The sequence below is a fragment of the Microbacterium ureisolvens genome, assembly GCF_015278315.1.
In the GTDB taxonomy this organism is placed as follows: domain Bacteria; phylum Actinomycetota; class Actinomycetes; order Actinomycetales; family Microbacteriaceae; genus Microbacterium; species Microbacterium ureisolvens.
This window is the reverse complement of sequence record NZ_JADIJE010000007.1, coordinates 204307-231066: the sequence shown is the minus strand read 5'-3', so window position 1 is coordinate 231066 and position 26760 is coordinate 204307. Positions and strand designations below refer to the sequence as shown.

The following is a 26760-nucleotide window of genomic DNA, read 5'->3' as shown; positions in this document are numbered from 1 at the left end:
CCCCGCGGTGGCCGAGTGGCGCGCGCGGCACCACGCCTGGCGCGCTCAGGATGACGCGTGGCGTCGCAGCCGGCAGGACGCGGACCGCGCAGCCCGCGAGCAGGCTCGACGCGAGCGGCAGGCGGCGGGGGCCGCCTTCGCACTCGAGGCAGAGCAGCGTCGCCGCGTGCGCCGTGCGACCCGCCCGCGAGCGAGCTTCGTGTTCGTCCTGACGGCGCTCGGCGCCGCCCTCGTGGCAGGCGCGCTCGCGGTGCTGACGACGCTGACGGATGCCGCGACAGCGCCCTTCGCGGGCGCCATCGGCGTGTTCACCGCCGCCCTCGTCACGGCTCTGTCGATGGTGGTGGCAGGCGTCATCCGCCGGCGGAGCGGCTTCCTCACCGCGGTCACGATCGTGCTGCTCGTGATCGGCGGCGGCGTGGCTGCGGCATCCGGTCCCGAGCGGGTCACCCTCGGAAGCGTCGATCTCGGCACCGCGACGTACGAGCAGACTGTCGCGCAGCCGTGGGGATCGACCTACATCTCGGTCTCGTCGTTGTCGGAGGATGACGACATCGAGGCCGGCGGCGTCTCGGTGACCAAGGGCGTCGGCGGCACCGACATCGTGGTGTACCCCGGCACGGTGCTCGAACTCGACGCGAGCCTCGGCGACGGCGTCGTCATGTACTCGCGCATGCCCGAAGCAGGCGGCGAGGCCGAGTCCGGAACCGTCGATCCCGGCGGTGACGGGCACGTGACCTGGCGAGCCGCGAACGAGGATCCGACCAACGACGGCGTCACGACCCAGCAGCTGACGATCGACCAGCGCACCGGATCGATCCACGTCACGATCTACGAGAAATGAGCACTCCCATGAGCCACTCCGAGACCCCGGACGCCGCACCCGACGCCGGCGCGACGATGTCGGTCGATGCACCCCCGGTCCCCTCGGCCGTCCCGCCCGCATTCGCGCCGCCCGCGGCCTTCGAGGCGGAGGCATCCGACTCGGCGCCCGCCGCAGCGGCTGAGCCCCCGAGCGGACCCCGCGTGCGCTGGGCCGGCATCGTGTGGGGGCTCGTGCTGGCGGCGATCGCCGCGCTGGCGCTGTGGGTACTGACCGACCCGGCTCGCCACGCGACCGTCACGGCGTGGATGCTGCACCTCACGCCCGCCGCCGTCACCGCGTACGCCGTGCTCCTCGTCGGCGGATTCGCGCTCGTCGCCGGCGTCGTGGGACTCGCCCGTCGCGCGCAGCGCGCCCTCGAGCGCCGCCGCCCGTCGGCGGCCGGCTGACCCGCACCACAAACGCGTTCGCGCCGTGCACCCGAGAAGGTGCACGGCGCGAACGCGTGGTGCCGGCGCCGACCGTGGGGCGGTCGGCACCGTAGATCACTCTGCGGCGAGGCTGCTGCAGCCCTCGTCGCCCGAGCCGACGCAGAGCACGAGGGTCTCGGCGTCGACGAGGTCCTCGGGCACCTGGAAGCTCCACACGAAGGTGTAGGACTTCTCCGGCGTCATCGGCACGTCGACCGAGCGCTGCGAGACGGCGTCGGCCGAGAAGGACTCGTCGGCGGTCGAGCGCAGGACGGGCGCGACGTCGACATCGGACTGGTCCTCGTCGGCGACCCACTGGGCGACGTTGACGGTCACCCACTGGTTGCCGGCCTCGGGCTCGTCCAGGACTGCGGCAGCGCTCTCGTCGGGGACGATGGCGCTCCACACCTCGAGCTCGTTGCCGTCGGCGCCGACGCGCTCGCCGGCGGCGGCGGGCTCGGTCACGGACGACTCGACGACCGAGTCCGCGGCCGACGTGTCGTTCGGCTCGGAGTCCGCGGCCGACGCGCAGCCGGCGAGCAGGAGAGCCGAGGCGGCGGCGATGGACAGGAGTGCTGTGCTTCGTGAGCGCATGGTGAATACCTCTTCGAATCGTTTCGGGGGATGCCTTCTACGGTACTCCTCCGATCCGTGTGGTCCGACCACGGCCCTCTCCCTCTCCCCCTCCCCCTCCCCTCCCCCTCACGGTCCGGGCGCGAACCCACACTCTCGAAGCGAACCCACATGCTCGAGCGCGCGAAACCGTGTGGGTTCGCGCGGAAATGGTGGGTTCGCGGGCCCGCCGAGGCGAGGGGGGACGGATGCCGCGACCCGGCGCAGGGGTCAGGCGCCAGGCTCGGGGCGACGCGAGCTCACCGCGTCATAGGTGCGCCGCAGGCTCTCGGTCATGAGCGGGAAGTCCTGGCGCAGGACGAGCACGAACAGCATGTCGATGAGCGCGAGCTGCGCGATGCGGCTGGCCATGGCGCCGCTGCGGAACCGGCTCTCGCGCACGCTGGTGCGCAGCACGATGTCGCACACGTCGTCGAGCGACGACTGCGCGGCGTTGGTGATCCCGATGGTGAGCGCGCCGGTGCGTCGCGCGGTGGTCAGGAAGTCCAGGGTCTCGCGCGTCTCGCCGCGGAACGAGACGCCGATAGCGACGGAGGCGTCGTCGAGGAGCGCCGCCTGCACGAGGGCGAGGTGGATGTCGACGGAGACGGCCGCCGGCTTGCCGATGCGGCTCAGCTTCTGGAAGAGGTCCTGCGCGCTCAGCGACGAAGCACCCGCGCCGTAGAGCTCGATGCGGCGCGCGCCGCGGATCTCGGCGACCGCGCGGGCGACGGCATCCGCGTCGATCATCTGCGCGGTGTCCTGGATGGCCTGGACCTCCTGGAAGGCGATCTTCGCAACGGTCTCGGCGATCGAGTCGTCGGCGGCGATCTCGCCCTCGGCGATGTCGAAGCTCACCCGCTGCGCCTGGTCCCGGCTGAGTGCGGCGATCACGTCGAGGCGGAACTCGCGGTATCCGGGGTAGCCGAGGCTCTGGCAGAAGCGCGCGACCGTCGACTGCGACGCCTCGCTGGCGTCGGCGAGCCGCATGATCGTCGACGTGCGCACCAGCTCCGGGTCCGCCAGCACCGCGTCGGCGACGCGGCGCTCGGAGGCGCTCAGACGGTCGCGCGACTGCCGCACCCGGAGCAGGACGTCCATCACACCGCCTCGCGCGTGCGGTCCAGCGCCTCGCGGAGTCGTCCTCGGGCATCCGACAGCGCGCGTGCCGCGGCATCCGCGGTCAGTCCCCTCATGCACATCAGTATCGCGGGCTTGACCTCCCACCCCGTGTCGGCCAGCGCACGGCGCGCCACGGCGGGGTCGACGTCGGCCACGCCCATGACCGTGCGCACCGCGCGAGCCCGCAGCTTCTCGTTGGTGGCGCGCACGTCGACCATGCGGTTGCCGTAGGTCTTGCCGATGCGCACCATAGCGAGCGTCGAGATCGTGTTGAGCACGATCTTCTGCGCGGTGCCGGCCTTCAGGCGGGTCGACCCGGCCACGAGCTCAGGCCCGACGATGACCTCGACGCCCACGTCGGCCGCCGCGGAGAGCTCCGACCGGGGGTTGCAGCTCACGCCGATCGTCGCCGCGCCGCGGGCGCGTGCCTCGGCGATCGCACCGAGCACGTAGGGCGTGCGACCCGACGCGGTGAGGCCCACGATGCAGTCGTCGGGGCCGACGTCCGCGCCGGAGATGTCGTCGCGCCCCGCGGCGACGTCGTCTTCGGCGTTCTCGACCGCCCACTGGATCGCGCGCTGCCCGCCCGCGATGATGCCGACGACGCGGTCGGCCGGCTCGCCGAAGGTCGGCGGGATCTCGCTGGCATCGAGGATCCCGAGGCGGCCCGGGGTGCCGGCGCCCACGTAGAGCAGGCGGCCGCCACGCTGCATGCGCTCGGCGGCGACGTCGACCGCGCGCGCGAGCTCGTCCGAGGCGTGGGTCAGCGCATCGGTGACCTGCCGGTTGTGGTCGATCACCGCCGCGACGAGCTCGGGCGTGGTCATGAGGTCGAGATCGCCGAACTCCGGGTCGACGGCCTCGGTCGTGAGCGACGCGAGCTGGCGGCGCAGGTCGTCGAGGTCAACCATGGCGCACCACGCTCCCCTCGTACGGGCTTCCCGGGGTGCGCGCGATGTACTCCGCCCCTGCGAGCGCGTCGCCCCGCGGTTCGGCGACCTCGAGCCCGTGTTCGCGCAGGCGCGCGCGCAGCGCGTCGCCGAAGACGCCCGACCCGGCGATGCCGCCCATGAGGCAGTACGGACCGGATGCCGCGGCACACGCCTGCACCACGGCCTCGACGCCGCGCTCCACGATGTCGCGGGCGACGGCGTCGCCGGATGCCGCGGCCTCGAGCACCGCAGGAGCGAAGCGTGCGAGCTGCCGGGCCGGCGCCGCCGTGTCGGCGACCCAGCGCGGCAGGGTGCTGAGGGGCGAGTGCAGCTCGAGCGCGGCATCCGTGAGCGCCGTCTCCGGACCCCGGCCGTCGTGGGCCGCGAGCACGGCGCGCAGACCTTCCTGGCCGATCGCGCGGCCGCTGCCCTCGTCGCCGAGCCAGGGCCCCCAGCCGTCCACCTGCGACAGCCGCCCCGCCTCGTCGAGCGTGAGCAGGACCGTGCCGGTGCCCACGATGACGATGGTGCCCGCCGTCCCCTCGAATGCGCCGGCGTGGGCGGTGACGGCATCGCTCGTGACCGCGACCGGCGCTTCGACGTGCGCCGAGACCCGCTCGGCGAGCGCCAGCGCCGCGGCGGGCGCCGCCTCGGCGCCGGCGGCTCCGACGCCCATCGAGGCGACCGGAGAGCGCATCGCCTCGGGAAGGTCCCCGAGCGCGGCGACGATCGCCGCGAAGGCGCGGATGTCGCCCTCGCTGTCGGCGAGGCCGGGCACCCCGGCGCCGGCGGCAGACGACACCGTGCTGCCGGAGGTCGCGCGGACGCGGCATCCGGTCTTTCCCAGATCGACGGCGACGATGCTCACGATCGCTCCTCTCGTGTGCGCACGCGCAGGCGGCGCAGCTGCGGCGATGCCGCGGTGACGGTGGGCGGGGCGGGCAGCGGTGCGACCGACAGGTCCCACTGGCCGGCGACGGCGGCGCGGCCGTCCGGCGTGCCCGGCAGGTCGAGGGGAACGCGCGCCGCCGACAGGTACGCCAGCGCGGCGAACATGACGGCCTCGCGCGCGTCGGCGGGGATGCCCCACGCGTCGCTGGGCTCGACGGGAATGCCGAGCAGCTCCCGCAGGCGCGCGAGCAGCACGGGGTTGCGCGCGCCGCCGCCCGAGACGACGACACGCGCCGTCGTGGGCGCCGTACGGGTCAAAGCGTCGGCGACGGTCGACGCGGTCAGCTCGACCAGCGTCGCGCACACGTCCTCGAGCGGCAGGCCGGCGCCATCGAGGGCGTCGTCGACGGTACCCAGCGTGAACGTCTCGCGCCCCGTGGTCTTCGGGGCCGCGAGCGCGAAGTACGGGTGCGCACGCAGCCGGTCGAGCAGCCGCGAGTCGACGCGTCCGGCCGCGGCGTACGCGCCGTCGCGGTCGAACGTCTCGGCGCCGGCGGTGGCGCGCGAGACGCAGGCGTCGAGCAGCGCGTTCGCCGGGCCGGTGTCGAAGCCCGACGCGGTGCCGTCGGGGCGGACCACCTGGAGGTTCGCGATGCCGCCGAGGTTGAGCGAGGCGACGGGAGCGCCCGCGGCATCGGCCGCCCCGGCGAGCCACCGCGCGTCGAACGCGGTGATCAGGGGCGCGCCCATGCCCCCGGCGGCGACGTCGGCCACCCGCAGGTTGAAGACCACGGGGCAGCCGGTGGCGCGGGCGATCCAGGCGGGCTCGCCGACCTGCAGCGTGCCCCACACCGCGGCACCCTCGACGCCGTGGAACACCGTCTGCCCGTGCGAGCAGACGAGGTCGACTCCGGCCCCTGCGGCGAACCGCGTCGCGGCCCGCGCGAAGGCCTGGCCCACGGTCGTCTCGACCGCGCACCACTCGCCCGCGTCGAGCGGGTCGCCGGCGACGGCGCGCATGACGAGCTCCCGCTCCTCCGGCCGCCAGGGCTCGGTGCCCCAGCCGTCGACGACGAGCTCGAGCGCGTCGCCGGACGCATCGATGTCGACGACGGCGGCGTCGATGCCGTCGGCGCTCGTGCCTGACTGGAGCGCGAGGATCCTCATCGCCCCTCCCCCGCCCAGGCCCGCGCGATGGCGGCCGAGAACTGCGAGTCGGCGCCCAGCTGCACGACTGCCGCGTCGAACCCGCCGGGCAGCGCGCCGACGTTGACCACGATGCACTCGCCCGCGGCCCGCGCCTGGTCGAGCATCTCCCGCTGCGCCGGACTCGGCCGGTCGGCGACGACCGCCGTGATTTCCGCGTCCGCCTCTGGGCGCCCGTCCGCGAGCGCCCGCAGCGTCTCGACGACCGGGACCGCCCGCGTCGCGGCGGCCTGCGTCGCACCCGCCCGGGCGTCGACGACGCGCGAGATGCGTCGCAGCGCCTCGAGCGCGTGGGGATCGGATGCCGCGGCCAGCGCCTCGGCGATCGCGTCGGTGTCGGCGGGGTCGACGGCGACCGCACTCGCGGCGTCGCTCGTCGGCGTCCCGGTCCCCGCGCGCTCTCCCGCCGTGACCGCGGCGAGGCGTGCGACGCGGCCGTGCGCCTCACGCAGCCGCTCGGCCGAGAGCCGTCCGTCATCCACCGCCGCCACGACGGCGCCGACCACCTCGGCGTACTGGGCCGCGGCGTCGACGCCGCTCAGCTCGGGGTTGCCGAGGCACACCAGGTCCGCGCCGGCGGCCAGCGCCCGTGCCGCTCCGCCCCCGATGCCGTAGCTGCCGGCGATCGCGGCCATGTCGACGGCGTCCGTCACCACCACGCCGTCGAAGCCGTCGGCCCGCAGCCGCGCGATCGCGTCGGGGTTGACGGTGACCGGCTCGGCGCCCCATTCGGGCACCACGATATGTGCGGTCATGATGGCGGGCACGCCCTCGTGGATCGCCGCGGCGAACGGCGCCGCGTGACGTGCGGCGGTCGCGGCCGGCACCGTCGGCACCCCGCGGTGCGAGTCGACGTCGGTGTCGCCGTGACCCGGCCAGTGCTTCACGCACGGCGCGACACCGCGACGGGAACGGATGCCGCGCACCGTCGCCACGACGCGCGCCGCGACCTCGTCGGGGTCGGCGCCGAACGAGCGCGCGCCGATGACGGGGTTGGCCGGGTTGTCGTTGACGTCTGCGCTCGGCGCCAGCACGAGGTCGATCCCGGCGCGGCGCACGCGCTCACCGAGCACCGCACCCGCGCGCTCGGCGAACTCCGGTGACACCAGGCCGAGCTGAGCGGGAGACGGCAGCGTCGACCCGTCGCGGCCCTCGAGCCGGGTGACCACGCCACCCTCCTCGTCGGCCGCGATGAGCGTCTCGGGCCGCACCGCGCGGATGCCGGCCGCCAGGCGCGCCGTCCCGTCGGGGTCGGCCGGGTCGACGTTTCCGGCGAAGAGGCACACCCCGCCGAGTCCCCGCCGCAGTTCGTCGCGCACCCAGTCCGGCAGCGACGGTCCGGCGAATCCGGGCAGCAGGACGCCCGGCACCAGCTCTCGGACGTCCATGTCAGCCCTTCACCGCCCCGGCGACGAGCCCGCTCGACAGGCGCCGCTGCACGACGATGAAGAAGATCATGACGGGGATGGTGATGATGGTCGACGCCGCCATGACCGAGCCCCAGTCGTTCGAGTGCAGGCCGAAGAACTGCCGAAGCCCGATCGACACGGTGTAGTTCTCGGTGGCGCCGCCCAGGAGCGTCATGGCGAAGATGAACTCGTTCCACGCGGTGATGAACGCGAACACGCTCGTCGCCACGAGGCCCGGTGCCACGAGCGGCAGCAGCACCGAGCGGAACATGCGCCACCACGACGCGCCGTCGATGTACGCCGCCTCCTCGAGCTCCACCGGGACGGCCGCGACGAAGCCGCGCAGCATCCAGATGCCGAACGGAAGCGCGAGCGCGGTGTAGACGATGATCAGGCCCGTCAGCGTGCCGAGCAGCTGCAGGTCGCGCACCTGCACGAACAGCGGGATCACCAGCGCCTCGAGCGGGACCATCTGCACGACGAGGATCATCATGACGATCTGGGTGCGGAGGGGGAATCGGAAGCGGGCGACGGCGATCGAGGCCAGGAGGCCCAGCAGGCCCGACGCGAGCACGACGACGAGCGCGACCACGGCGGAGTTGCGAAGGAACGTCGCGAACCCGCCCTCGGTGAGCACGTACACGAAGTGGTCGAACGTGAACTGCCGGGGCACGAGCTGCGCACCGCCCGAGGGGTTCTCGTCGAACGCGCTGACGAGCATCCAGTAGGTCGGGAACAGCGTGAAGACGAGCAGCAGGAAGACGGCGACGCCCTTGAGGATGCGTCGTCCGATCGAGGGCCGGGTCACAGCTGGTCCTCCTTGAGAAGCCGCCGCACGTACACGACGGTGATGCCGAGCAGCAGCAGGGTGAGCAGCACCGCGATCGCGGAGCCGAAGCCGTACCGGTTCTGGCCGAACGATTCGACGTACGACCAGACGCCGAGGTTGAGCACCTCGCGGTTGGAGCCGGCGCCGCCGGGCATCAGGTACACCTGGGCGAAGACCTTGAAGTCCCAGATCGTCGACAGGATGATGACGACCGCGAACACCTGGTTCAGCTGCGGGAAGGTGATGCTCCAGAAGCGGCGCCAGGCGCCGGCGCCGTCGAGGGAAGCCGCCTCCAGCGTCTCCTTCGGCACGCCGAGGAGACCCGCCAGCACCGTCACCGCGACGAACGGGAAGCCGTGGTGGATCACGTTGAGCAGGACGATCGCGTAGAACGACCAGCGGTTCGTGAACCAGTTGTAGGGCTCGTCCATGAGCCCGAGCTGCATGAGGACCTGGTTGAAGATGCCGCGGTCGGCGTCGAAGATCCAGACCCACACGTACGTGCCGGTGACGGCGGGCATGGCCCAGGCCGCCATGATGGCGCTCGCCACGACGGTGCGCCAGAAGGTGCCGAGGGACTGCAGGAGCAGGGCGACGAGGGTTCCGAACGCCACCGTGCCGAAGACGGCGAGCGCCGCGAAGCCGACGGTGTTCGGAAGCACGACGGTCCACAGCGTCGGGCTGGTCAGCACCTCGACGTAGTTGTCGACGCCGATGAAGTTCGGCTCGCCCGAGACGATCTCGCGCAGGCCGTAGTCCTGGAACGAGAACAGGACCACCCGGATGAGGGGCCACAGGAGCAGTCCCGCCAGCACGACGAGTGCCGGCGCGATGAGCATCCACGGCCGGAGGCGGTCGATCGGGCGACGGCGGGATCCCGTCGCGACCGCCGCGCCGGCGGCGGAGGAGGTGCGCTCCTCCGCCACCGGCGCCTGAGGCATGAAAGCCATGCGTCTTCTCTTACTGGTCGTTGAGCGTTGCGGTCATCTCGGCGGCGGCATCCTTCGCCGCCGTCTCGACGTCCTTCTGACCCGACAGGATGGCCTGCATCATGGCGCTGGTCGTCTTCTTCGCCTGCACGGCGCCGAAGGTCGGCGTCACCGGCACCGAGGCGCCGCCGTCGACCATCTGCGTCGCGAACGGCACGACGAGCGGGTCGGCGCTCTCGATCGAGGCCTCCAGCAGCGAGGTCTGACCGGGGAAGTAGCCGCTCTGCTCGCCCCACTTCTCGGCGAACTCGCCCGTGGTCATGAGCTTGACGAACTCGAACGCGAGGTCCTTGTCGTCGGCCGTCTCGAAGACGCTGAGGTGCGAGCCGCCGAGCACCGACGGCGAGATGCCGCCGTCCTGGCCGGGGATCGGGATGGCGGCGAACTTGCCCTCCATCTCGGGGTTCTTCTCGACGATCGCCGCGGGCGTCCACGAGCCCATGACGCCCATGCCGACCGTGCCCGCCGCGAAGCCGTCGAGCACGTCGGTCTCGCGCCACGTGGTCGCGCCGGCCGACGACAGGCCGTCCTCGGTGGCGAGCCCGGTCCAGAACTCGAGGCCTTCGACCGACTCGGGCGAGTCGAGCTGGCTCGTCCACTCGCCGCCGTCCTCGGTGGCGACCTCGCCGCCGGCGCCCCACACCCAGGGGTACACCGTGAACTCGGCGTCGCCGGGCACGGCGACGGCCGTCATGTCGGGCTTGGCCGCCTTGATGGCCAGCGCCGCCTCGCGCAGCTCGTCCCAGTTGGTGGGCGCGCTCAGGCCGAGCTCCTCGAAGACGTCGGTGCGGTAGACGAGCGAGCGCACGCCGGCGTACCACGGCATGCCGTACAGCTCGTCGTCGTACGTGCCCGACTCGACGAGCCCCTCCACGAGGTCGCCGTCCAGGCCCTCCTCCGAGACGTAGTCGCCGATCGGCGCGAGCGCACCGGCGTCGGCGAACTCGGGCGTCCAGGTGGTGCCGGTCTCGGCGACGTCGGGCGTCGTACCGCCCGCGATCGACGTGACGAAACGGTCGTGGGCGTCGGCCCACTGCACGAACTCGACGTTGAGCGTCGCGCCGGTCTCCTCCTCGAACGCCGCGGCCACCTCGTCGAAGAACGGCTCGGCGTCGGGGTTGGTCCCCTCCATGATCCAGACGTCGAGCGTCTTTCCCTCGCCCGAGCTCGCGTCGTCGCCCTCTCCGCCGCCCGCGCTGCAGGCGGTGATGCCGAGTGCTGCCACACCCAACACGGCGATGGGCAAGATGTGCTTCCTCATGTGAACTCCCTTGTGCGTGACCCTTTCGGCCACACATCAGAGTATGGAAGAAACCACCGCATGTCACGTAGTATTCGGAACTTTCTCCCAACCGTTACATGAGCGATGCGCGCGCGAAATGCGCGTGGTTCCGGATGATCAGGAGACGGATGCCGCCACCCGGCGCCGCCGCCACGGCAGCGCCAGCGCTGTCCCGGCGACGACCAGGACCAGCCCGAGCCCGGCCGCGGCCCAGGGCGTGGCATCCGGGATCTCGAGGTACGTGGTGATGCCGAGGATGCGCGCGAGACCCCACGGCAGGAGGCCCATCTCGTCGTTCCACAGCGAGAGCGCGGTCTCGAGGCCGACGGTGCCGATGACCACTGCGGGCACCAGGAGCCCCGCCCCGATCGCCGCGAGCACGAACCCGGTCGCGCGGCGCGCGCGCACCTGGGCGGCGAGCGCCCAGCCGGCGGCGACGAACACCCAGGCGAAGAGCGCGAACGCCACGGTGATGTACGCCGTGCGCAGGACGGGGTCGGTCCAGAAGGCGAACCAGTATCCGCCGGGGCCTGAGAACGAGAGCGCGAACAGGGTGACGATGCAGCGGAGCATCACCACGCCGCCGACCGCGGCGATGACCGGCCACGGCGAGCGATCCCATACGAACAGGCGCAGCACGAGGGCGAACACCGCCCACGCGCCGATGATGACGGCCAGGTGCGTCCACGAGAGGAACGACGTCTGCACGGCGCGCGCGGCGACCAGCAGCGCGACCGGCACGATCAGCAGCAGCCAGCGGTCGAGCTCGAGCATGCCGAGGGTCGACTCGCGCGCCCGCCACGGCCGGGTGGAGGCGATCCACGTCGCGCGCGCGGCGGCGGCGCCGGGCTTCGCGACCAGACGGGTGCGCGCGGCGAGCATGCCGATGACCACCCACGCCAGGGCGAGCACGAGCAGCCCGCGCGCGAGCCAGGCCATCGTCGCGTCGCGCTCCGCGCGCTCGACGCCGAGCTGCGCGGCGGTCAGATTGAACGCCGGGTAGTCGATGTTCCCCTTGTAGGCGGCGAGGTGCTCCGCGGCCCGCTCCTCGTACACGGTGCGATCGGCGTCCCACTGCGCGTGCGCCTCAGGCGAGAGGGTGTCGTGCCACTGGCCCTGGTGCAGGATCATCGCGCGATACGCCTCGAGCAGCCGCAGGGTGTCGAGCTCGTAGTCGAGCGTGTCGAGGAACGACGCGCGAATGTCGGCGGAGTGCCAGGTGGCGGCATCCGTCTGCGAAACCAGGTCGCGCATCTGCTCGACCGCGGTCACGGCCTCGGCTCCGGCGTCGATCGCCGCCTCGACGCCGTCCGGCCCGCTGTCGCGGACGATCGAGTAGAGCACGTCGAGCACCGCGGAGTCGCCGGTCAGGATGTCCCACTCGAAGATCCACATCATGGGCGGCGGTTCGAGCCCGATCGCGAACACGCGCTGCTCGGCGAACTGCGGCACGTACATGCCCTGGGCGATCGCGTGGCGCGAGTGCGTCATCGCCTCGACGATCGCCTCGACGGTGGCGGGGTCGTCCGAGAAGTACTGCCGCGCCCACGACGCGGTGATGCCCGCGACGTCGGCGTCGGGGTTCTGGGCGAGGCCCGCCGCGAGCTGCGTGTTCAGCTCGTACAGCTGCCAGAAACCCGACTTCAGGTAGAGCGACATCGGCCCTGCCCGCCACGGACCGCCGTCCTGCGTCCAGACCCAGATGCCCTCGATCTCGTCGTTCGCGGCCAGCAGCTGCTGCAGCGCCCACTGGTACTCGGCTCCGAGGTCGTTGGGGAACGCGCCGAAGTTCTCGAACTCCCGGCGGCTCTGGAACTCCACGATGCGCCGCTGCTCGCCCTGCTCGAGGGTGTCATTGAGGGGCAGCCACGTGTAGAAGTCGCCGAGCGTGTACTTCGTCGACACGATCAGCGCGGGCGAGTCGAGGCCTGAGAGCACCGCCTCGTACGAGGCGCTGTTGGTGTGCATGTCGCCGACGGCGCCGACACCCACCGACCACGTGCGGAAGATCACCTCGCGATCGGATGCCTCGGCCTGCGCCGAGAACGCCTCGAGCATCGTGCGCACGGCGTCGACCGAGGTCACCTCGAGGGCCGAGTAGTAGTCCCAGCCGCCGACGTCGTAGACCGGGCCCGCCTCGCCGATGCGGATGAGGACGCCGTCGAGGGCGGGCACGGCCTCGTAGAGCTCGTCGAGCCCGGCGGTGTAGACCTCCCAGAGCTCGGGGTTCTCGGTGTCGAGCGACCCGAACTCCTCGGTGAGGTACTGCTCTAGCGGCCCGGTCAGCGCGAGCATGTCGGTCCGGAGGAACACCTTCATGCCGAGCTCGTCGGCGCGCTCCCAGAACGGCGCGAACGCCTCGCGCAGCGCGAGCGCCTTGTCGCGGTGGTCGTCGCCCTCCGGATAGACGGCGTCGTCCGCCACGCCGTCGAACGTGACGAACTCGACGAATCCGGGGAACGCGACCGCGTTGAAGCCGTTCGCGAGCGAGTGGCGCAGGAAGCCGTCGAAGTCCTCGTATGCCTCGGCGAGCGCCGCCTCATCGATGTAGGGCGCCTCCGGCGTGAAGACGTCGGCGAACCCCTTCGACGCGTGCGAGTAGTCGTCGCCGGATTCCCATTCGGCAGGATCGGGCGTCACGCCCACCGCGCCGAGGTCGGTCATCCGCAGCGGCAGTCGGGATGCTTCGTGAATGCCGACGAGGTCCTGCAGCGGGAGCGCGGCGCGCACCTGCGCGGCGAGGTCGTAGACGGCTCGGACCGCCCCGGCCTCGGAGGTGGCCTGGACGCGGAGAGCCGTGGCGTCGCCCTCCAGCGTGTAGCCGTCCCCCGTCTCTGGGATCAGCGTGGGAAGAAGGGTGACCGTGAGCGAGGCCTCTCCCTCGCGCGCGGACGCGGCGGCGACGGCATCGGTCAGCTCATTCGCGGCGACGGTCAGCCGCTCGGTGTCGGGCACGTCGATCGTCGTGAACTCCGGCGGAGCGACCGGCTCTGCGACCTGAGCGACGGTGGCGGCGGCGGGCTCCATCTGCGCGGCCGCCTCGGTGCGGATGCCGAGCGCGTCGCCGACCACGACGGCCACGCCGAGGCCGAGGGCGAGGAGGACGAGGGCCGTGATGACGGCGAGGACGCCGCGGCGTCGCGCCGAAGACATGCGCAGAAGCCTATGCGCGGGTCGGCTGTGGATTCACCCGGACTCCTGCCCCGTGGGCAACGCTGAGCGAATCGTTATCGTCTCGTGCCCGAGCCCGAACGGCCCTGCTACGGGAACTCGATCTCGGAGTCCGGCTCGCGGATGAGGAAGCCCTGCGCCCGGTCGCAGCCCAGCGCCACCGCGACATCGAGATGGGTGAGGGTCTCGATCCCCTCGGCGACCACGCGCAGCCCACGACCCTGCGCCGACTCGACCTGGGCCCGCAGCTCCGCCCGCGCGTCGCCCTCCACCGAGCGGACGAGGTGCCCCGGCAGCTTCCATTCGGCGACCGGCAGACGATCGAGGAGCTCGAGCGACGGCGACTGGTCGTCGGAGCCGGCCAGCGAGATCTCCACACCGATCTCTCGGAGCGTGCGCAGCTGCGTCCGCACGGACCCGTCGTCGATCGCCGGAGGGTCGTGCGGAAGCTCGAGGACGAGCGAACCGGGCGCGAGCGCACGTCGAGCGAACTCGTCGGCGACGTGACGCGCGAACGACTCGTCCTCGAACTGCAGCGGCGAGACGTTGACGGCGACGGCCCAGTCGCGTCCTGTACCGCGCCACTCGGCGAGCTTGTCGAAGCACTCGTCGAGCATCCGCCGCCCGAGCGCGTGGATCGCGCCGGTGCGCTCGGCGACGCCGATCATCGTCACCGGATCGATGTCGCCGAGCTGCGCGTGCCGCCATCGGCACAGCGCTTCGGCGGCCACGACCGACCCGCTCTCCAGCGACACCTGCGGCTGGTAGACGGCGAAGATCTCGGGACCACCGACCGCGGACGCCAGATCGTCCGCGAGGTCTTCCATGGTGGGCATCCCTCCAGTCCACCCGCTCGCGAGCGCCGTCGCAAGCTGGGGCACGACGAGAGCCGATCGGCTACAGTGCGCCGCGGAGACGCTCGTCGACGTCGTGGAGGCGGTATCCGCCTGGTCCATATACTTTCTCGTCGCAGATGCAGCAGGAGGATCGCGATGGCGTTTCGGAATCTTGAGACGTTGGAGTCTTGGCTCGCGGAATACCGCGAACTCGGCAAGCCCGGGGCGGATGCCGCACGCGTGATGGTGCAGGACGGCGACGGCGGGGCCGACACGGGCCTGGTCGCCTTCCGGCTCGGTCACGCGCCGACCGGCGTCTTCATCCAGCCCATCACCCAGGACGCCGAGGGCTGGGTCGCGACGATGGAGCCCCGCGACGAGAACCTCGTCCTCGACGCGGCGGGATTGATGAAGCTGTCGGTCGAGCTCGCGGCGGTCTCGGAGCTGTGCGCGTTCCTCGAGGCGAAGTCGCAGGCGTATGAGGGCACCGACATCGCCTGACGGGCGGACAGCGCCGCGTGCACGCCGGCACGGGGCGGACAGCGCCGCGTGCACGCCAGCGGGGGCGATCAGTGCCGCGTGCCCACCGTCGCGGTGGTCAAGGCCGCCAGCAGTGCGGCCGAGTCGCCGACCAATGCCTGATCGGCGGTGCCGACGGCGACGTCGAAGTCGTCGTCGAACCGGTTGAGGACCGACCACGGGTCGTCGGCGATGTCGATCGTCGCGGTGATGCGGTTGACCCGCCGGTCGTCCGGGTCCACGTCCCGCCGCACCAGCGAGCGGTTGACGAGGCGATCGATCAACGTCGTGACCCCGGCAGACGTGATCCCGAGGTACTCGCGCAGCGCCGTCGGCCTCGTTCCCGGATTGCCCACCACGAACAGGAGGGCCCGCGCGTCGATGTCGCTGATGCCCAGGCTGGCACGCGCCGTCACCATCGCCGCGTTGCGCGCGTCGAGGTACTGCCGCAGCGCTTCTCCGAGGGTCAGCGCCCGCGTGTCGTCCGCCATGCCGCCATTCTCCCTCAGCCACCCCTCCCGCGAGTATCGCAGATCGCAGATGTTTAAGAAAGTTATCTAAATATGCGAAGTATCGGTTAGATTGGAGTCATCCGCCGACGCGACGTCGCATGCCGTCACGCCACCAGCGCACCCCAGGTGCAGAAACCAGGAGCCATCGTGGTCAACGGCACTTTCCCGATCGGATGCCGCGCCCCGTCGATCGCTCACGGCACGAGCGCCGCATGCTAGGCCTCGCGATCTGCGGGCTCGTCGCGGTCGACCACGAGTCGACGGTCCTCGATGCGAATGCGCAGCTGCTCGAGTGGCTGGGCTGCGAGCGCAGAGACGTGATCGGCAGGCCGCTCGAGTCGCTGCTCACCCTGCGGATGCCACTCACCGGCGCCGACGGGCAGCGGCCCACCGATGCCACCCTTCACGGGCTGTCCGGCGTCGTCCGGCCGGTCGTCGTGGGCTCGCTCGGCGAGAACGAGGGCGGCATCGAGCGGATCGCGGTCTACGACGTGTCGACGCGTTCGGCATTCAACCTTGGATTCCAGGGCGCCGAGGCCAAGACCGAGCGAGGGCGGCACCGGCTGCAGATCCTGCTGAACGCCGCGGTGGGCTTCGGCAACGTCAGGACCGAGGTCGACGCGGCCGAACTCCTGGCGGATGTGGCCGAGCGGGCGTTCGCCGCGAGCGCGGTCAGCGTGCACATCGACGGGCCTGACGGCCTCTTCCACGCGGCCGGGGTGAACCCGCTCGCCGCGCGCTGGCCGGCAGGTCTCCGACCTCCCGGCACCGTGACCATGCTCGGCGGAGAGGTGCTCATCGTGCGCTCCCCCGAGGATGCGGACGGCTATGCCCCCGGGGTCGGGATGAGCGACGTCTATCGCGCCTGCGGCGTACACGCGGCGATCGCGTCGCCGATGCGATCGCACGGCGACGCCGTCGGCTCGATGATCTGCTTCTTCGACCACCCGCGGGAGTTCGACGAGGAGGCCGTCCCGCTCGCGGAGGCGCTGTCGAACCAAGCGGCCCAGGCCATCGCCCGCGTGCGCCTGGAGAACATGCAGCGTCGTGCGATCATGCACGACGAGGTGACCGGGCTGCCGAACCGGCGATTGATCGAGGAGGACGTGACGCGCACCCTGCTGCAGGGGTACTCGGCGCTGACCGTGATCTTCATCGATCTCGACGGCTTCAAGGCGGTGAACGACCTCCTGGGTCACGCGGCCGGAGACGCTCTCCTGCGCGAGATCGGACACCGGCTGCGAGGTGTCATCCGGCAGACCGATGTGCTCGGCCGGTTCGGCGGAGACGAGTTCATCGCCGTCGCGACGGTCGACGACGACGCCGACGCCGCGGCGCTCGCCGACCGCATCCGGGCGGCGATCGCCGAGCCGTATGACGAGCTGCCGCCTATCTTGTCCATCACCGCGAGCGTCGGCGTGGTCATCGTCGGCAACGACGGCGCCCCGGTCATGGACCAGCTCATCCGAGCGGCTGACCACGCCATGTACGAGGCGAAGATGGCCGGGGGCGACCGCGTGGTGATCGCGCAGAGCGCATCGGCCCCCGTCCCGCAGTAGCACAGGACGAGGGCCGCCGCTCCCCGATTCCGGCTAGCTGCTCTTGCGCATCGCGCGGATGCCGACCGCGAGGCCGATGACCGCGAGCACGATCGCCGCCACCCAGCCCCACAGCACCTCGATCGCGCCGAGGTCGCCGGCGAACAGCGCCCGCTCGGCCTGCACGACCCAGTTGACGGGGTTCACCGTGGCGACGGCACGCATCCAGCCCGGGCCTTCGTCCAGCGGCAGGAGCATTCCCGACAGGATCAGCAGCGGGAAGATCAGCGTCTGCTGCACACCCCAGAACAGCCACTCGCGATCCTTGGTCTTGAGGGCCAGCGTGTACGACAGCGCGCCGAGGCCGATGCCGAACACTGCGAGCAGGGCGAGCCCGATCACGAGCCCCGGCACGTTGATCGTGAAGCCGAACGGCCACGCGATCAGCACGATGATGATCGCCTGCACCACGATCGGCGCGATCTCCTTGAGCGCACGGCCGACCAACAGCGACGACCGCGACAGCGGAGCCACGAGCGTTCGCTCGTGCGAGCCCGTCATCATCTCGTACTGGAGGTTCGATCCGGTCGCCCCGGTGCCGAACAGCACGATCATCACGAGCACGCCGGGCACGAACCACTGCAGGGTCTCCCCCACCGGCGCTCCCGACGATCCGACGAGCAGAGGCGCGAACAGCCCGAGGAACACCAGCGGCTGCACGAGGCTGAAGATCAGCGTGAACGGGTCGCGGACGACCGGCTTGAGCTCCCGCGTCAGCACGTTCCACGTGTCGCGTGCGGGGTTCGCCCGCACCACCGTGTCGGGTCGGGTCTCCATCTGCAGGGTCATCGCTTCGCTCCCGTCTTCTCTGCCGCCGGTTCGGCGGTGACGGATGCCGCGGCCGCGGCATCCGTTCCCTCGTCTGTCTCATCGGGCTCGCTCTCGCCCTCGCCGGCTTCGCGCAGGGTGCGGCCGGTGAGCGCGAGGAACACGTCGTCGAGCGTCGGCGGCACGCCCGTCGCCGTGCGGACGGTGAGCCCTGCGGCGTCGAGTTCTCGCACCGCGGCCGGCAGCAGCGCGTCGCCGTCCGGAGCGGTCACCGTCACGAACGCCGCGGCGCGGCCGCCGGCGTCGGCGTCGGCGGCGGTGGCGTCGACGCGGTGCACCTCGCGATCGGTGAGCCGCTGGATCACGGCCACGGCGGCTGCGGCATCCGCCTGAGAAGCGAAGCCGAACGTGAGCACGTCGCCCGCGAGTTCCGCCTTGAGGCGGGTGGCGGTGTCATCGGCGATGACGCGGCCCTTGTCCATCACCATGACGCGCTCGGCGTAGCGGTCGGCCTCCTCGAGGTAGTGCGTCGTGAGGAAGACCGTCGTGCCGTACTTCGCGCGCAGGTCGAGGATGTGCTGCCACAGGTTGGCCCGGCTCTGCGGGTCGAGACCCGTCGAAGGCTCGTCGAGGAACAGCAGCGGCGGCGCGTGCATGAGGCCGAGCGCGATGTCGAGCCGGCGCTTCTGCCCGCCCGACAGCTGCTGCACCGACCGCGTCGCGAAGGGTGCGAGGTCGAGCGACTCGATGAGCTCCTCGGCGCGGGTGCGAGCGGAGGCCTTGGACATGCCGTAGAACGCGCCCTGGCTCAGCAGCTCGTCGCGGGCGCCCTGCGAGAAGCTGCCGCTGGTGAGTTGGCCGACGTAGCCGATGCGGGCGCGCACTTCGGCGGGCTGCTTCAGGATGTCGAAGCCGACGACACGCGCCGTGCCGGAGGTCGGCGGGATGAGGGTGGTGAGCATGCGCAGGCTTGTCGACTTGCCCGCGCCGTTGGGTCCGAGGAACGCGACCAGTTCGCCGCGCGCCACCTGGAAGGTGAGGTCGGTGACGGCCTCGACGGTCTTGCCTTTCACAGTGAAGCGCTTGGTGAGCCCCTGCGCTTGGATGATCGATTCGTTCGCCATTCCCCCAAGCTAGGAGCCAATGCGGACACATTCGGTCCGCGATGCATGAGATTCTTGGCGCATGTCCGACACGACCGCCCGAGCTCTCTCGCTGCTGAATCTCCTGCAGACCCATCGGCACTGGCCGGGTTCCGAACTCGCTGATCGGCTCGGCGTCACCGAGCGCACGGTCCGCCGTGACGTCGAGCGTCTCCGCGACCTCGGGTACCGCATCGAGTCCACGCCGGGCGCCGCGGGCGGGTACCGGCTCGAAGCCGGCAGCGCCGTTCCACCCCTGCTGCTCACCGACGAAGAGGCGGTGGCGATGGCGATCGGACTGCGGGTCGCGGCATCGCAGCGCCTCGTCAGCGGCCCGGAGACGACCATCACGGCGCTCGCGAAGCTCGAGCAGGTGCTGCCCGCTCCCCTGCGGCGCCGCGTCGCCGCGCTGGCCGAGGCTGTGCAGCCCGCCGGACTCAACGCCGGCGCAGCGGTGTCGGGCGAGGTGCTGGGCGAGCTGGCTCTCGCGACCCGCGACCACGAGCGCGTGCGGTTCACGTACACCGCCGCGACGGGCGACGTCACGCACCGGCGTGTGGAGCCGCACGCCCTCGCGCCCGCCGACCGCCACTGGTACCTGCTGTGCTGGGATCTCGACAAGGACGACTGGCGCACCTTCCGCGTGGACCGGCTCACCGGTGTGGAGCACACGCGCGTGCTGTTCCAGCCCAAGCCGCTCACGCCCGAAGAGATCGAGGAGTTCATCTTCGTCGCACGTTCGTGGGTGCGGCAGGCGGTTGAAGCGGACGCCGTGATGGAACTCGACCTCCAGTCGATGCGCGACCTCTTCGGGCAGTGGGGCCAGGGCGCTTCGGACGAGGGCGACGGCCGCACCCGCTGGCCGGTCGGGGGAAGCGACTTCCGCGAGACGATGTACGGCCTGTCGTGGATCCCTGCCGGCGTCGAGTTCACGACCGACCTCGCGTCGCCCGCGCGAGAGCAGCTGCGCGAGACGCTCGAGCGGATGCTGCGCGCTCTCGACGCGCCGGCTCCTCCGGTTCCGCCCGAGCGCGCGCGGCAGCGCGAGCGCCAGCTGCGCGCGTAGCCGGCCGGCAGCGGTGGGCTCGCCGCGGCCGGTTCGCACATCGGAGCGGTCTACGCGGACCTCGCGCGTCTGAGTTCGTGCAGCAGGAGCCGATTGGGCCCGCGCCATCGTCGCTGCGGATCGACCCAGCCCGGCGGTCGCACCTGCGGCATCCCGTCCACCATGCGGATCTCCCACCCGCTGGTCTCGATCCCGTGGTGATGGTGCCAGCAGAGCAGCACGCCGTTGTCGACAGAGGTCGGCCCACCCTTCGCCCAATCGGTGACGTGGTGCACCTCGCACCACGCCGCCGGCACGGTGCAGCCGGGGATGATGCAACCGCCGTCGCGGGCGCCGATGGCCTTGCGCTGCCAGTGGTTGAAGATCCGATCCTCGATGTGGAGTGCTCTGATCGCCCCGTTCGCGGCGAGCGTGAGCCGGTGGATCGTGCCATGGCAGCCGACGTGCCGGGCGAACGTGGCGGAAACCGTCACCGGGCCGCCCGCGCTCTCGACGAACGCGACGCCGTTCGGCGCGGCGAGGTCTTCCTCGGTGGTGGTGACGATGAGCGTAGGCGCCGCACCCCCCAGAGTCGGTGTCGCTGCCGCACCCGCCGCAGCGGACAGGATCGACGCGAACGCGTCATGCCGCTTCTGGTCGATGGTCCGAGGGTCGAGCACGCAGTCGTCGGGCGTGTCTTCTGCGCGGGCCTCCGCGAATCGTGGCCCGCGATCCTGCACCCGGGGATTCAGGTGGGCGTCCACCAGCCGGTCGAACTGCGCCGCGACCTCGTCGGTGACATCACCGGAGATCCTGCGCAGGCCCCGATTGGACCGCCTGCTGATGCGGACTCCGCGCATCCGCGTCGCGTACTCGTCGTCGGGCAGCGTGCCGTCAGGATCGAGGAACAGCGCCCACGTCGTCGCCATGATCTTCAACTCGTGGATGCCGCAGGCCGGCGCCTCGGCGTCACCCACGGCCGCTCCGACGAGCTCGAACTCGGCCGCCGCGAGCTCATCTCCCGAGCAGCGGCCGAGCAGCGGGCGCAGTGCGTCGACGATCGTGGACAATGCGTCGGCACTGAGCCGCCCCGATACCAAGGCTGCGCGCGCATGCTCGAGCGGCGCCGGGCGCGCCTGGCCAGTGAGCGTCACGCGGCCGGTGATGGCTTTCGCGTCGCGCAGTCGAGACCGAGCCGTCGTCGCCGAGACTAACGTCGCCCGTTCCAGGAGTTCCTGCGCCGACCCGCAGCCGAACTGCACCGTGATGGCATCGTCGCCGAACTCGGAGTCGGCACGGCGCCCTACCTCTCCGGCGAGCGCCAGGCGCGCGGCATCCGTCACCCGCCCCAGCCGCTCGACGACGCCCAGCGCGTCGACCAGCTCTGGATGGGAGAGACCCATCTGAGCCCCGCCGCCGAGCGCCGATCCGAGCGCGTCGCCGAGCTGGTCGGCGATGCTCCGGAGGTCGGCGAGCGGGAAGTTCATATATCCCAATTCTGCCGAGGAGTTCCGACACTGAGTGGGTTGTAAAGCCCAGGTCAAACGTAGTTTGTGGATCGCCTCGACTTCGGCCGATTTCCCCATGGCTGGGGAGGAGGCGGTGCTTGAAGGAGGACCGAGCAATCCCAACCGCGCGGGCGACCGCCCCCGCGCCCCGCACCATCCCGCCTCCCCACCCACAACGCCCGACCCCGACGCCGATAGAGTCGTCGGGATGACGCGCAAGGGGCTCGCGACCGCGGGCGTGGGAACGGTCACCCTCGGGGCCACTCTGCTGGCCGTCCCGCTGACGACGATCCAGACGCTCAACCCGGTCAGCATCGTGGGCGGCGGGGTCATCGTCGTCGGACTGGGCGTGCTGGCAGCGGCAGGATTCCGGCGCGGCGACTCAGCCCCCGCCCAGCCCACGCCGGCTGCGGTTCGCCGCGAGGAGATCAAGAACGCCCTGAGGATCCACAACGACGCCCTCATCGACGCCAAGGCGGCGCTCACGCGCAACGACATCGCCCGCAAGCACTCCGCGAGCTTCAGCGACGGCGGTGCGCACCTCTACGACACCCTCGAGACCCGGCTCGCCTCGGATCGCGACAAGATCGAGCAGCGCATCGCGGAGCTCGAAGAGGAGCTCCAAGCGCTCGACCGATCCGAGGCCGCGTAACGCGCCGCTCCCGTCCGCGAAGTCCCGCGCTACCGTCGTTCCATGACCGACGACATCGCCGCTCTGCTCGCCCGCGTCGAAACCGACGAGGCCGAGGTGGTGCTCACCCGATTCGATGTGACGGATGCCTGGACCCTCGGCCGGCGCATGCGCGAAGCCGCGGCGGCTCGCGGCCTGCCGATCGTCATCGGGATCACGCTCGGCGAGGCTCGCGTGTTCCACACGGCGCTGCCCGGTTCGAGCGCCGACAACGACGGCTGGCTCGAACGCAAGACCCGCGTCGCCCGCCGGTACGGCCGGTCGTCCTTCGGCGTCGGACTGTCGTTCAAGGCCTCGGGCAAGGACTTCGACACCGACGGCCGCCTCGACCCGACGCAGTACGCCGCGCACGGCGGCGTGTTCCCGATCACGATCGAGGGAGTCGGCGTCGTCGGAACCGTCGGCGTCTCGGGCCTCCCGCAGGCCGAGGACCACGCGTTCGTCGTCGAGCACCTGCGGGCGTTCATCGCCGACAGCGCGCGGCCGGGCGCGTAGGTAGCGCGCCACCTCGCAATCCGCGGCCACCCCGCACTCCGCGGACCACCCCGCACCACATGAGACCGGCGGACCAGGAAGCCACCTACCGCTGACACCGATCCCCCCGGTTGTCAAGCGCGCCTTCCCTCGACATCGCCGACGTACGCTTCCGACAGCGCAGGCTCCTCGCCCTGCGCCGTGAGCGAGGTGGAACGTGGGCGTTCAGACCGCGATGGACGACGTGCTCAACTCGCCGACGATCCTGCACGCCCTGCGCGCCGCCGACGATGTCGCATTCGAGGCGGGCCGCGACCCGAGCGTGCGGACCCTGCGTGTGCTCATGAGCGCTCTCGCGAGCAACGACGACATCGCGGCGATCGCCGCGGTGCACGCCCTCGCCGAGATGCACGATGACGAGGCGCTGACGGAGCTGGTCGCACTGCTGTCGGACCAGCGGCCATTCATCCGAGAGCACGCCGCGTGGGCGCTCGGCCAGAGCGCGCCGCGCCCGGAGGCCGTCGGCCGCCTCCTCGCTCTCGTCATCAGGGGCGGCTTCACCGGCATGCTGGCACAGCACACGATCGAGAGGTGGGCGGCCTCCGCGGGCGACGCGATGGCGATGGCCGTCGAGGCCGCATTGCTGGGGATCACGGATGCCTCGTCCCGGGCGTCGCTCGTCGAGACCCTGGGACTCGTCCCGCAGCCGATCGCCGCGCGCCGTCTGCGCGAGGTGGCGCTGGATGACGCCGAGCCGGACGACGTGCGCGAGGCCGCGATCGCCGCGCTCGGGCAGCGCCGCGACACCGCCGGCCTGGAGGAGGATCTCGGCGGCCTCATGGCCGCCGGCGGCCGCCTGGCGGCGATCGCCCGCCTTGCGCTCATCGACCTCGATCCGATGCCGCCCGCGCACGGCGCACACCCCCGACTCGACCCGCACCCCGGACTCGGAACGAACCCCGGACTCGGACCGAACCCCGGACGCGGCCCGCACCCGACGCTCGGGGCGTATCCGCCGTTCGGCCCACCGACCGGCGCAGGCACGCGGAGAGGCCTGACCGTCGCGCAGCTGTTCCTCCACGCCGACATCGACCCGTCTCTGTCCGCCGCCGGGGCGGGCGACAACGGGGGCATCGCCACGCTCCTGGTGCGCCTCGGCGATGCGCTGACGCAGACCGACGGCGACGTCACGCGGGTGCTCACGCTGTCGCGCGGTCCGCTGCAGAAGAGCACCGTGGACCTGCTCCAGCTCGCCGGCACGCCGACCGGCCACCTCTACGGCCACATCCCCCTCGCTGCAGAACCCGTGGCATCCGCAGCGGCCTGGCCGTACCGGGTGACCGCGAGGCGCGGCATCCGTCGCGTACTCCGCACCGCGGGCGGTGTCGACGTCGTGCACCTGCGCATGGCCGATGTGGGCAGCCTCGCGGCCGCGGACGTCGCACGTGAGCTCGGCATCCCCACCGTCTTCACCGTCGCACCCGACCCGCACAGCGTGATGCGGTCGCTCGAGGAGGCCGGCACGCTCACCCGTGACGGCTTCGGCGAGGCGGACCTTCGCGAGCACTTCTGGTTCCGGACGCATCTGGTGCGGACGCTCGCGGCATCGGCCTCGCACACGGTGTTCTTCCCGCGCCCGAATCTCGTCGACGAGATGAGAGAGCTGGTCGGCCTCGACCTGACCTCGCGCGGCGACCGGCACACGGTGGTGGCAGAGGGCGTCGACCTGGCGGTCATCGACCGGGCCGTCGCCGAAGTCCGAGCGGCGACGGCACCCGCCGGCGGGACGGACCAGACGACCGCCGACGCCCGCACGCTGAACCATGCGACCGCCCATCCCGCTGCGACGAGGCCGGCCCTCCTCGAGCTCTCAGCCCTCCTCGGCGAGCTCGACGAGGAACGCCGCGGGCTTCCGCTCCTGATCTCGGTCGGCCGTCTGCACCGGGTCAAAGGCATGGCGACCCTGGTGGAGACCTGGGCGGGATCGCTGCTGGCCGAGCGCGCAAACCTCCTCATCGTCGGAGGCGACCTCGACGCTCCGTCCCGCGACGAGCAGGACGAGTTGACGCGCATCGCAACCGTCGCTCGGCCGCACGAGCGCCCCCGGCGGGGACTGGTCCTCGCGGGCCACCGCCCCAACGACGTCGCCGCGCGCTGGATGGCGGCGGCGCGATTCGGGCTCCCCGAGCTCGCCGCCCCCGGAGGTGTCTACGTGTGCGCCAGCATGAAGGAAGAGTTCGGCCTTGCCCTGCTCGAGGCGATGGCGACGGGCCTGGTCGTGGTGGCACCTGACGCCGGCGGCCCTGCCACCTACGTGGACCACGGCGACACCGGGTTCCTCACGTCCACATGGGACGCCGAGCGGTTGGCCCACACGATCGCCGCCGCCCTGGACCGTGCGGCCGATCACGACGCACGCCGCGCCGAGCGTGCGCGCGAGGTCGTGGCGTCGAGATTCACGATCGAGGGGATGGCGGCCACCCTGGCTCCGATCTACGCGTCGGTCGTCGCGCAGGAGGCGCAATACGCGCAGCCGACGAGGCTTCCGGCATGACCCTTCTCGTCATCACCCCCGACTACGCCTCGCACCTCCTGCCGCTGGCGACCCTCGCGACGGCATGGCGTGACGCGGGCGAGCGGGTCGTCGTAGCGACCGGCCTCGCGACCGCGCCGATCGTCGCCGACTTCGGCTTCGACCGCGTCGACCTGCCGCTCGGCCGCGGGGCGAACGCCGGCGTCATGCGCACGGAGGAGCAGGGTGCCGCGGAGGCGGCATCCCTCGAGGGCTTCTTCGACGCCACCCGGCACGGGATGGTGCCGACGCTGGCCTATCAGGCGCGCGAGCGCCTCACCGACCTGATGTGGCGCCCGGAGGAGCGGGCCGCGGCGACGCTCGACGTCGTCGACCGCGTTCGCCCCGACACGATCCTCGTCGATCACCTCGCGTTCAGCGCCCGTCTCGCCCTTCACACGGCCGGCATCGAGCACGGGGACGTCGTGCTCGGCCACCCCTCCGCGCTGCCGGTGGCCGACGAGGTGTACGGCTATCCGCCGGCGTGGCCGAGCGCCTTCGCGCCCGCGGCCGCCGAGCTGGCGGACCTCCGTCAGCTGTGCGAGAAGGTGTCGGACCGCTTCGCACAGCAGTGGAACACGGCTGCTCACGCGCTGGATCGCGACGCCGTCGAGGTCACCGACGCCTTCGCGCTGCACGGCGATCTCGTGCTGTACAACTACCCGGCGCTCCTGGCTGCGGGCGACGGACGGATGCTGCCGCCACACGTCTTCCTCGGCTCGACTCGCCGCGACGAGCGCCACGACCCGGAGGTCGACGAGTTCCTCCGCGACGATGCGCCCTTCGTGTACGTGAGCTTCGGCAGCTTCCTGTCGGTGCGCGGCGATGTACTAAGTCGGGTCGCGGCGGCGATCGCGCGGACCGGCCTCCGCGCCGCGATCGCCGTCGGCTCGATTCCCGCGAGCGACCTCGGCTCGCTGCCGGCCGGCTGGCTCGTCCGCGAGTACCTCCCTCAAGTGCGCCTGCTCGGTGCGGCCCGCCTCGCCGTCACCCACGGCGGCAACAACTCCGTGACGGAGGCGGTCGGGCAGGGGGTCCCGCTGCTCGTCCTGCCGTTCTCGACCGATCAGTTCGCCGGCGCGGCCGCCATCGAGCGCTCGGGCACGGGCATGGCGCTCGCGCCGAACACCGCCACCGTCGACGAGCTCGCCGAGGCGATCACCGCCCTGGCCGACCGGTCGTGGCCGGGTCGGGAGCCGCTCCGGACCGAGGCGGGCGCTCAGCACGAGCGCCCGGGCCCGACGCTTGCCTACGCAGCCCTGGCCTCTGTCTCGCTGACCGGCGAGCCGGCGGCGTCCGCCCCGGCCGTCATCCACGGATCCCCGATCCCTGGATGAGCGCGCCCTGAATCTCCGCCGC

General features: G+C 71.8%; 23 protein-coding genes and 1 pseudogene. 9 read left to right on the top strand and 15 right to left on the bottom strand.

Annotation, left to right across the window (positions count from 1 at the left end):
• Both IM767_RS12835 and IM767_RS20585 read left to right on the top strand, forming a co-directional pair.
• Nucleotides 1-844, top strand: a pseudogene (locus tag IM767_RS12835) (hypothetical protein); the annotation flags it as partial.
• An 8-nt stretch (nt 845-852) separates the two neighbouring features.
• Nucleotides 853-1272 carry a hypothetical protein gene (locus IM767_RS20585; protein ID WP_198425906.1) on the top strand — a complete coding sequence of 140 codons (420 nt, stop codon included), beginning with the start codon at nt 853-855 and terminating at the stop codon, nt 1270-1272.
• A gap of 96 nt (nt 1273-1368) precedes the next feature.
• Here IM767_RS20585 and IM767_RS12825 read toward each other — a convergent pair whose 3' ends face one another.
• The 11 genes from IM767_RS12825 to IM767_RS12775 all read right to left on the bottom strand — a co-directional run bounded on the left by IM767_RS12825 (nt 1369) and on the right by IM767_RS12775 (nt 14572).
• Nucleotides 1369-1887 (bottom strand): hypothetical protein, encoded by a 519-nt coding sequence (locus IM767_RS12825; RefSeq protein ID WP_109211050.1) that lies wholly within the window; start codon nt 1885-1887, stop codon nt 1369-1371.
• Between the two features lie 249 nt (nt 1888-2136).
• Complete coding sequence (locus IM767_RS12820) at nt 2137-3006, bottom strand: MurR/RpiR family transcriptional regulator (RefSeq protein ID WP_109211051.1); 870 nt, start codon at nt 3004-3006, stop codon at nt 2137-2139.
• A complete protein-coding gene (gene murQ / locus IM767_RS12815; RefSeq protein ID WP_109211052.1) occupies nt 3006-3938 on the bottom strand; it encodes an N-acetylmuramic acid 6-phosphate etherase in 933 nt (310 codons plus the stop codon). Before murQ ends, IM767_RS12820 begins: the two co-directional genes overlap by 1 nt.
• The gene (locus tag IM767_RS12810; RefSeq protein ID WP_162564316.1) at nt 3931-4827 is read right to left on the bottom strand and encodes an N-acetylglucosamine kinase; all 897 of its coding nucleotides are present in this window, start codon (nt 4825-4827) and stop codon (nt 3931-3933) included. Before IM767_RS12810 ends, murQ begins: the two co-directional genes overlap by 8 nt.
• Entirely contained in the window at nt 4824-6017 is a 1194-nt protein-coding gene (locus IM767_RS12805) for an anhydro-N-acetylmuramic acid kinase (RefSeq protein ID WP_109211054.1), read from the bottom strand. Before IM767_RS12805 ends, IM767_RS12810 begins: the two co-directional genes overlap by 4 nt.
• Nucleotides 6014-7444: a glycoside hydrolase family 3 N-terminal domain-containing protein gene (locus IM767_RS12800; RefSeq protein ID WP_109211055.1), complete on the bottom strand. Its 1431-nt coding sequence runs from the start codon at nt 7442-7444 to the stop codon at nt 6014-6016. Before IM767_RS12800 ends, IM767_RS12805 begins: the two co-directional genes overlap by 4 nt.
• Before the next feature lies 1 nt (nt 7445).
• Nucleotides 7446-8273 (bottom strand): carbohydrate ABC transporter permease, encoded by an 828-nt coding sequence (locus IM767_RS12795; protein ID WP_109211056.1) that lies wholly within the window; start codon nt 8271-8273, stop codon nt 7446-7448.
• Nucleotides 8270-9244: a carbohydrate ABC transporter permease gene (locus tag IM767_RS12790; protein WP_109211057.1), complete on the bottom strand. Its 975-nt coding sequence runs from the start codon at nt 9242-9244 to the stop codon at nt 8270-8272. The genes IM767_RS12795 and IM767_RS12790 overlap by 4 nt, the downstream gene beginning before the upstream one ends.
• Before the next feature lie 10 nt (nt 9245-9254).
• Entirely contained in the window at nt 9255-10544 is a 1290-nt protein-coding gene (locus tag IM767_RS12785; protein WP_109211058.1) for a sugar ABC transporter substrate-binding protein, read from the bottom strand.
• A 138-nt stretch (nt 10545-10682) separates the two neighbouring features.
• The gene (locus IM767_RS12780; RefSeq protein WP_109211059.1) at nt 10683-13718 is read right to left on the bottom strand and encodes a DUF2339 domain-containing protein; all 3036 of its coding nucleotides are present in this window, start codon (nt 13716-13718) and stop codon (nt 10683-10685) included.
• Nucleotides 13719-13825: 107 nt separating this feature from the next.
• Nucleotides 13826-14572, bottom strand: a complete 747-nt coding sequence (locus IM767_RS12775; RefSeq protein WP_162564317.1) for an EAL domain-containing protein — start codon at nt 14570-14572, stop codon at nt 13826-13828.
• A gap of 180 nt (nt 14573-14752) precedes the next feature.
• Between IM767_RS12775 and IM767_RS12770 the strand changes: the two genes are divergently transcribed.
• Nucleotides 14753-15073: a hypothetical protein gene (locus tag IM767_RS12770; RefSeq protein ID WP_109211061.1), complete on the top strand. Its 321-nt coding sequence runs from the start codon at nt 14753-14755 to the stop codon at nt 15071-15073.
• Between the two features lie 68 nt (nt 15074-15141).
• Here IM767_RS12770 and IM767_RS12765 read toward each other — a convergent pair whose 3' ends face one another.
• Entirely contained in the window at nt 15142-15582 is a 441-nt protein-coding gene (locus tag IM767_RS12765) for a MarR family transcriptional regulator (protein WP_109211062.1), read from the bottom strand.
• A gap of 233 nt (nt 15583-15815) precedes the next feature.
• Between IM767_RS12765 and IM767_RS12760 the strand changes: the two genes are divergently transcribed.
• Entirely contained in the window at nt 15816-17162 is a 1347-nt protein-coding gene (locus tag IM767_RS12760; RefSeq protein ID WP_162564318.1) for a sensor domain-containing diguanylate cyclase, read from the top strand.
• A gap of 33 nt (nt 17163-17195) precedes the next feature.
• On the opposite strand, the gene IM767_RS12755 is transcribed toward IM767_RS12760, so the two are convergent.
• Both IM767_RS12755 and IM767_RS12750 read right to left on the bottom strand, forming a co-directional pair.
• Nucleotides 17196-17990 carry an ABC transporter permease gene (locus IM767_RS12755; protein WP_109211064.1) on the bottom strand — a complete coding sequence of 265 codons (795 nt, stop codon included), beginning with the start codon at nt 17988-17990 and terminating at the stop codon, nt 17196-17198.
• Nucleotides 17987-19093, bottom strand: a complete 1107-nt coding sequence (locus IM767_RS12750) for an ATP-binding cassette domain-containing protein (RefSeq protein ID WP_109211065.1) — start codon at nt 19091-19093, stop codon at nt 17987-17989. Before IM767_RS12750 ends, IM767_RS12755 begins: the two co-directional genes overlap by 4 nt.
• Before the next feature lie 61 nt (nt 19094-19154).
• On the opposite strand from IM767_RS12750, the gene IM767_RS12745 reads away from it, so the two are divergent.
• Entirely contained in the window at nt 19155-20177 is a 1023-nt protein-coding gene (locus tag IM767_RS12745; RefSeq protein WP_109211066.1) for a helix-turn-helix transcriptional regulator, read from the top strand.
• Nucleotides 20178-20227: 50 nt separating this feature from the next.
• Here IM767_RS12745 and IM767_RS12740 read toward each other — a convergent pair whose 3' ends face one another.
• On the bottom strand, nt 20228-21916 hold the full coding sequence (locus IM767_RS12740; protein WP_162564319.1) for an HNH endonuclease signature motif containing protein: 1689 nt from the start codon (nt 21914-21916) through the stop codon (nt 20228-20230).
• Between IM767_RS12740 and IM767_RS12735 the strand changes: the two genes are divergently transcribed.
• The 4 genes from IM767_RS12735 (at nt 21873) to IM767_RS12720 (ending at nt 26738) form a co-directional block, all read left to right on the top strand.
• Nucleotides 21873-22316: a hypothetical protein gene (locus tag IM767_RS12735; RefSeq protein ID WP_162564320.1), complete on the top strand. Its 444-nt coding sequence runs from the start codon at nt 21873-21875 to the stop codon at nt 22314-22316. The genes IM767_RS12740 and IM767_RS12735 overlap by 44 nt on opposite strands.
• A 42-nt stretch (nt 22317-22358) precedes the next feature.
• A complete protein-coding gene (locus IM767_RS12730) occupies nt 22359-22850 on the top strand; it encodes a heme-degrading domain-containing protein (protein ID WP_109211068.1) in 492 nt (163 codons plus the stop codon).
• Between the two features lie 196 nt (nt 22851-23046).
• Nucleotides 23047-25383 (top strand): glycosyltransferase, encoded by a 2337-nt coding sequence (locus IM767_RS12725; protein ID WP_109211069.1) that lies wholly within the window; start codon nt 23047-23049, stop codon nt 25381-25383.
• Nucleotides 25380-26738: a nucleotide disphospho-sugar-binding domain-containing protein gene (locus IM767_RS12720; RefSeq protein WP_109211070.1), complete on the top strand. Its 1359-nt coding sequence runs from the start codon at nt 25380-25382 to the stop codon at nt 26736-26738. Before IM767_RS12725 ends, IM767_RS12720 begins: the two co-directional genes overlap by 4 nt.
• The last annotated feature ends 22 nt before the right edge of the window (nt 26739-26760 follow it).

What these genes read in the sequence shown, in the direction of transcription:
- IM767_RS12730 (WP_109211068.1), top strand. Translation starts at nt 22,359, where the DNA reads ATGACCGACGACATCGCCGCTCTGCTCGCCCGCGTCGAAACCGACGAG.
- IM767_RS12720 (WP_109211070.1), top strand. Translation starts at nt 25,380, where the DNA reads ATGACCCTTCTCGTCATCACCCCCGACTACGCCTCGCACCTCCTGCCG.
- IM767_RS12760 (WP_162564318.1), top strand. Translation starts at nt 15,816, where the DNA reads ATGCTAGGCCTCGCGATCTGCGGGCTCGTCGCGGTCGACCACGAGTCG.
- murQ (WP_109211052.1), bottom strand. Translation starts at nt 3,938, where the DNA reads ATGGTTGACCTCGACGACCTGCGCCGCCAGCTCGCGTCGCTCACGACC.
- IM767_RS12735 (WP_162564320.1), top strand. Translation starts at nt 21,873, where the DNA reads ATGACGCGCAAGGGGCTCGCGACCGCGGGCGTGGGAACGGTCACCCTC.
- IM767_RS12775 (WP_162564317.1), bottom strand. Translation starts at nt 14,572, where the DNA reads ATGCCCACCATGGAAGACCTCGCGGACGATCTGGCGTCCGCGGTCGGT.
- IM767_RS20585 (WP_198425906.1), top strand. Translation starts at nt 853, where the DNA reads ATGAGCCACTCCGAGACCCCGGACGCCGCACCCGACGCCGGCGCGACG.
- IM767_RS12820 (WP_109211051.1), bottom strand. Translation starts at nt 3,006, where the DNA reads ATGGACGTCCTGCTCCGGGTGCGGCAGTCGCGCGACCGTCTGAGCGCC.
- IM767_RS12755 (WP_109211064.1), bottom strand. Translation starts at nt 17,990, where the DNA reads ATGACCCTGCAGATGGAGACCCGACCCGACACGGTGGTGCGGGCGAAC.
- IM767_RS12765 (WP_109211062.1), bottom strand. Translation starts at nt 15,582, where the DNA reads ATGGCGGACGACACGCGGGCGCTGACCCTCGGAGAAGCGCTGCGGCAG.
- IM767_RS12825 (WP_109211050.1), bottom strand. Translation starts at nt 1,887, where the DNA reads ATGCGCTCACGAAGCACAGCACTCCTGTCCATCGCCGCCGCCTCGGCT.
- IM767_RS12790 (WP_109211057.1), bottom strand. Translation starts at nt 9,244, where the DNA reads ATGGCTTTCATGCCTCAGGCGCCGGTGGCGGAGGAGCGCACCTCCTCC.
- IM767_RS12780 (WP_109211059.1), bottom strand. Translation starts at nt 13,718, where the DNA reads ATGTCTTCGGCGCGACGCCGCGGCGTCCTCGCCGTCATCACGGCCCTC.
- IM767_RS12785 (WP_109211058.1), bottom strand. Translation starts at nt 10,544, where the DNA reads ATGAGGAAGCACATCTTGCCCATCGCCGTGTTGGGTGTGGCAGCACTC.
- IM767_RS12745 (WP_109211066.1), top strand. Translation starts at nt 19,155, where the DNA reads ATGTCCGACACGACCGCCCGAGCTCTCTCGCTGCTGAATCTCCTGCAG.
- IM767_RS12750 (WP_109211065.1), bottom strand. Translation starts at nt 19,093, where the DNA reads ATGGCGAACGAATCGATCATCCAAGCGCAGGGGCTCACCAAGCGCTTC.
- IM767_RS12805 (WP_109211054.1), bottom strand. Translation starts at nt 6,017, where the DNA reads ATGAGGATCCTCGCGCTCCAGTCAGGCACGAGCGCCGACGGCATCGAC.
- IM767_RS12800 (WP_109211055.1), bottom strand. Translation starts at nt 7,444, where the DNA reads ATGGACGTCCGAGAGCTGGTGCCGGGCGTCCTGCTGCCCGGATTCGCC.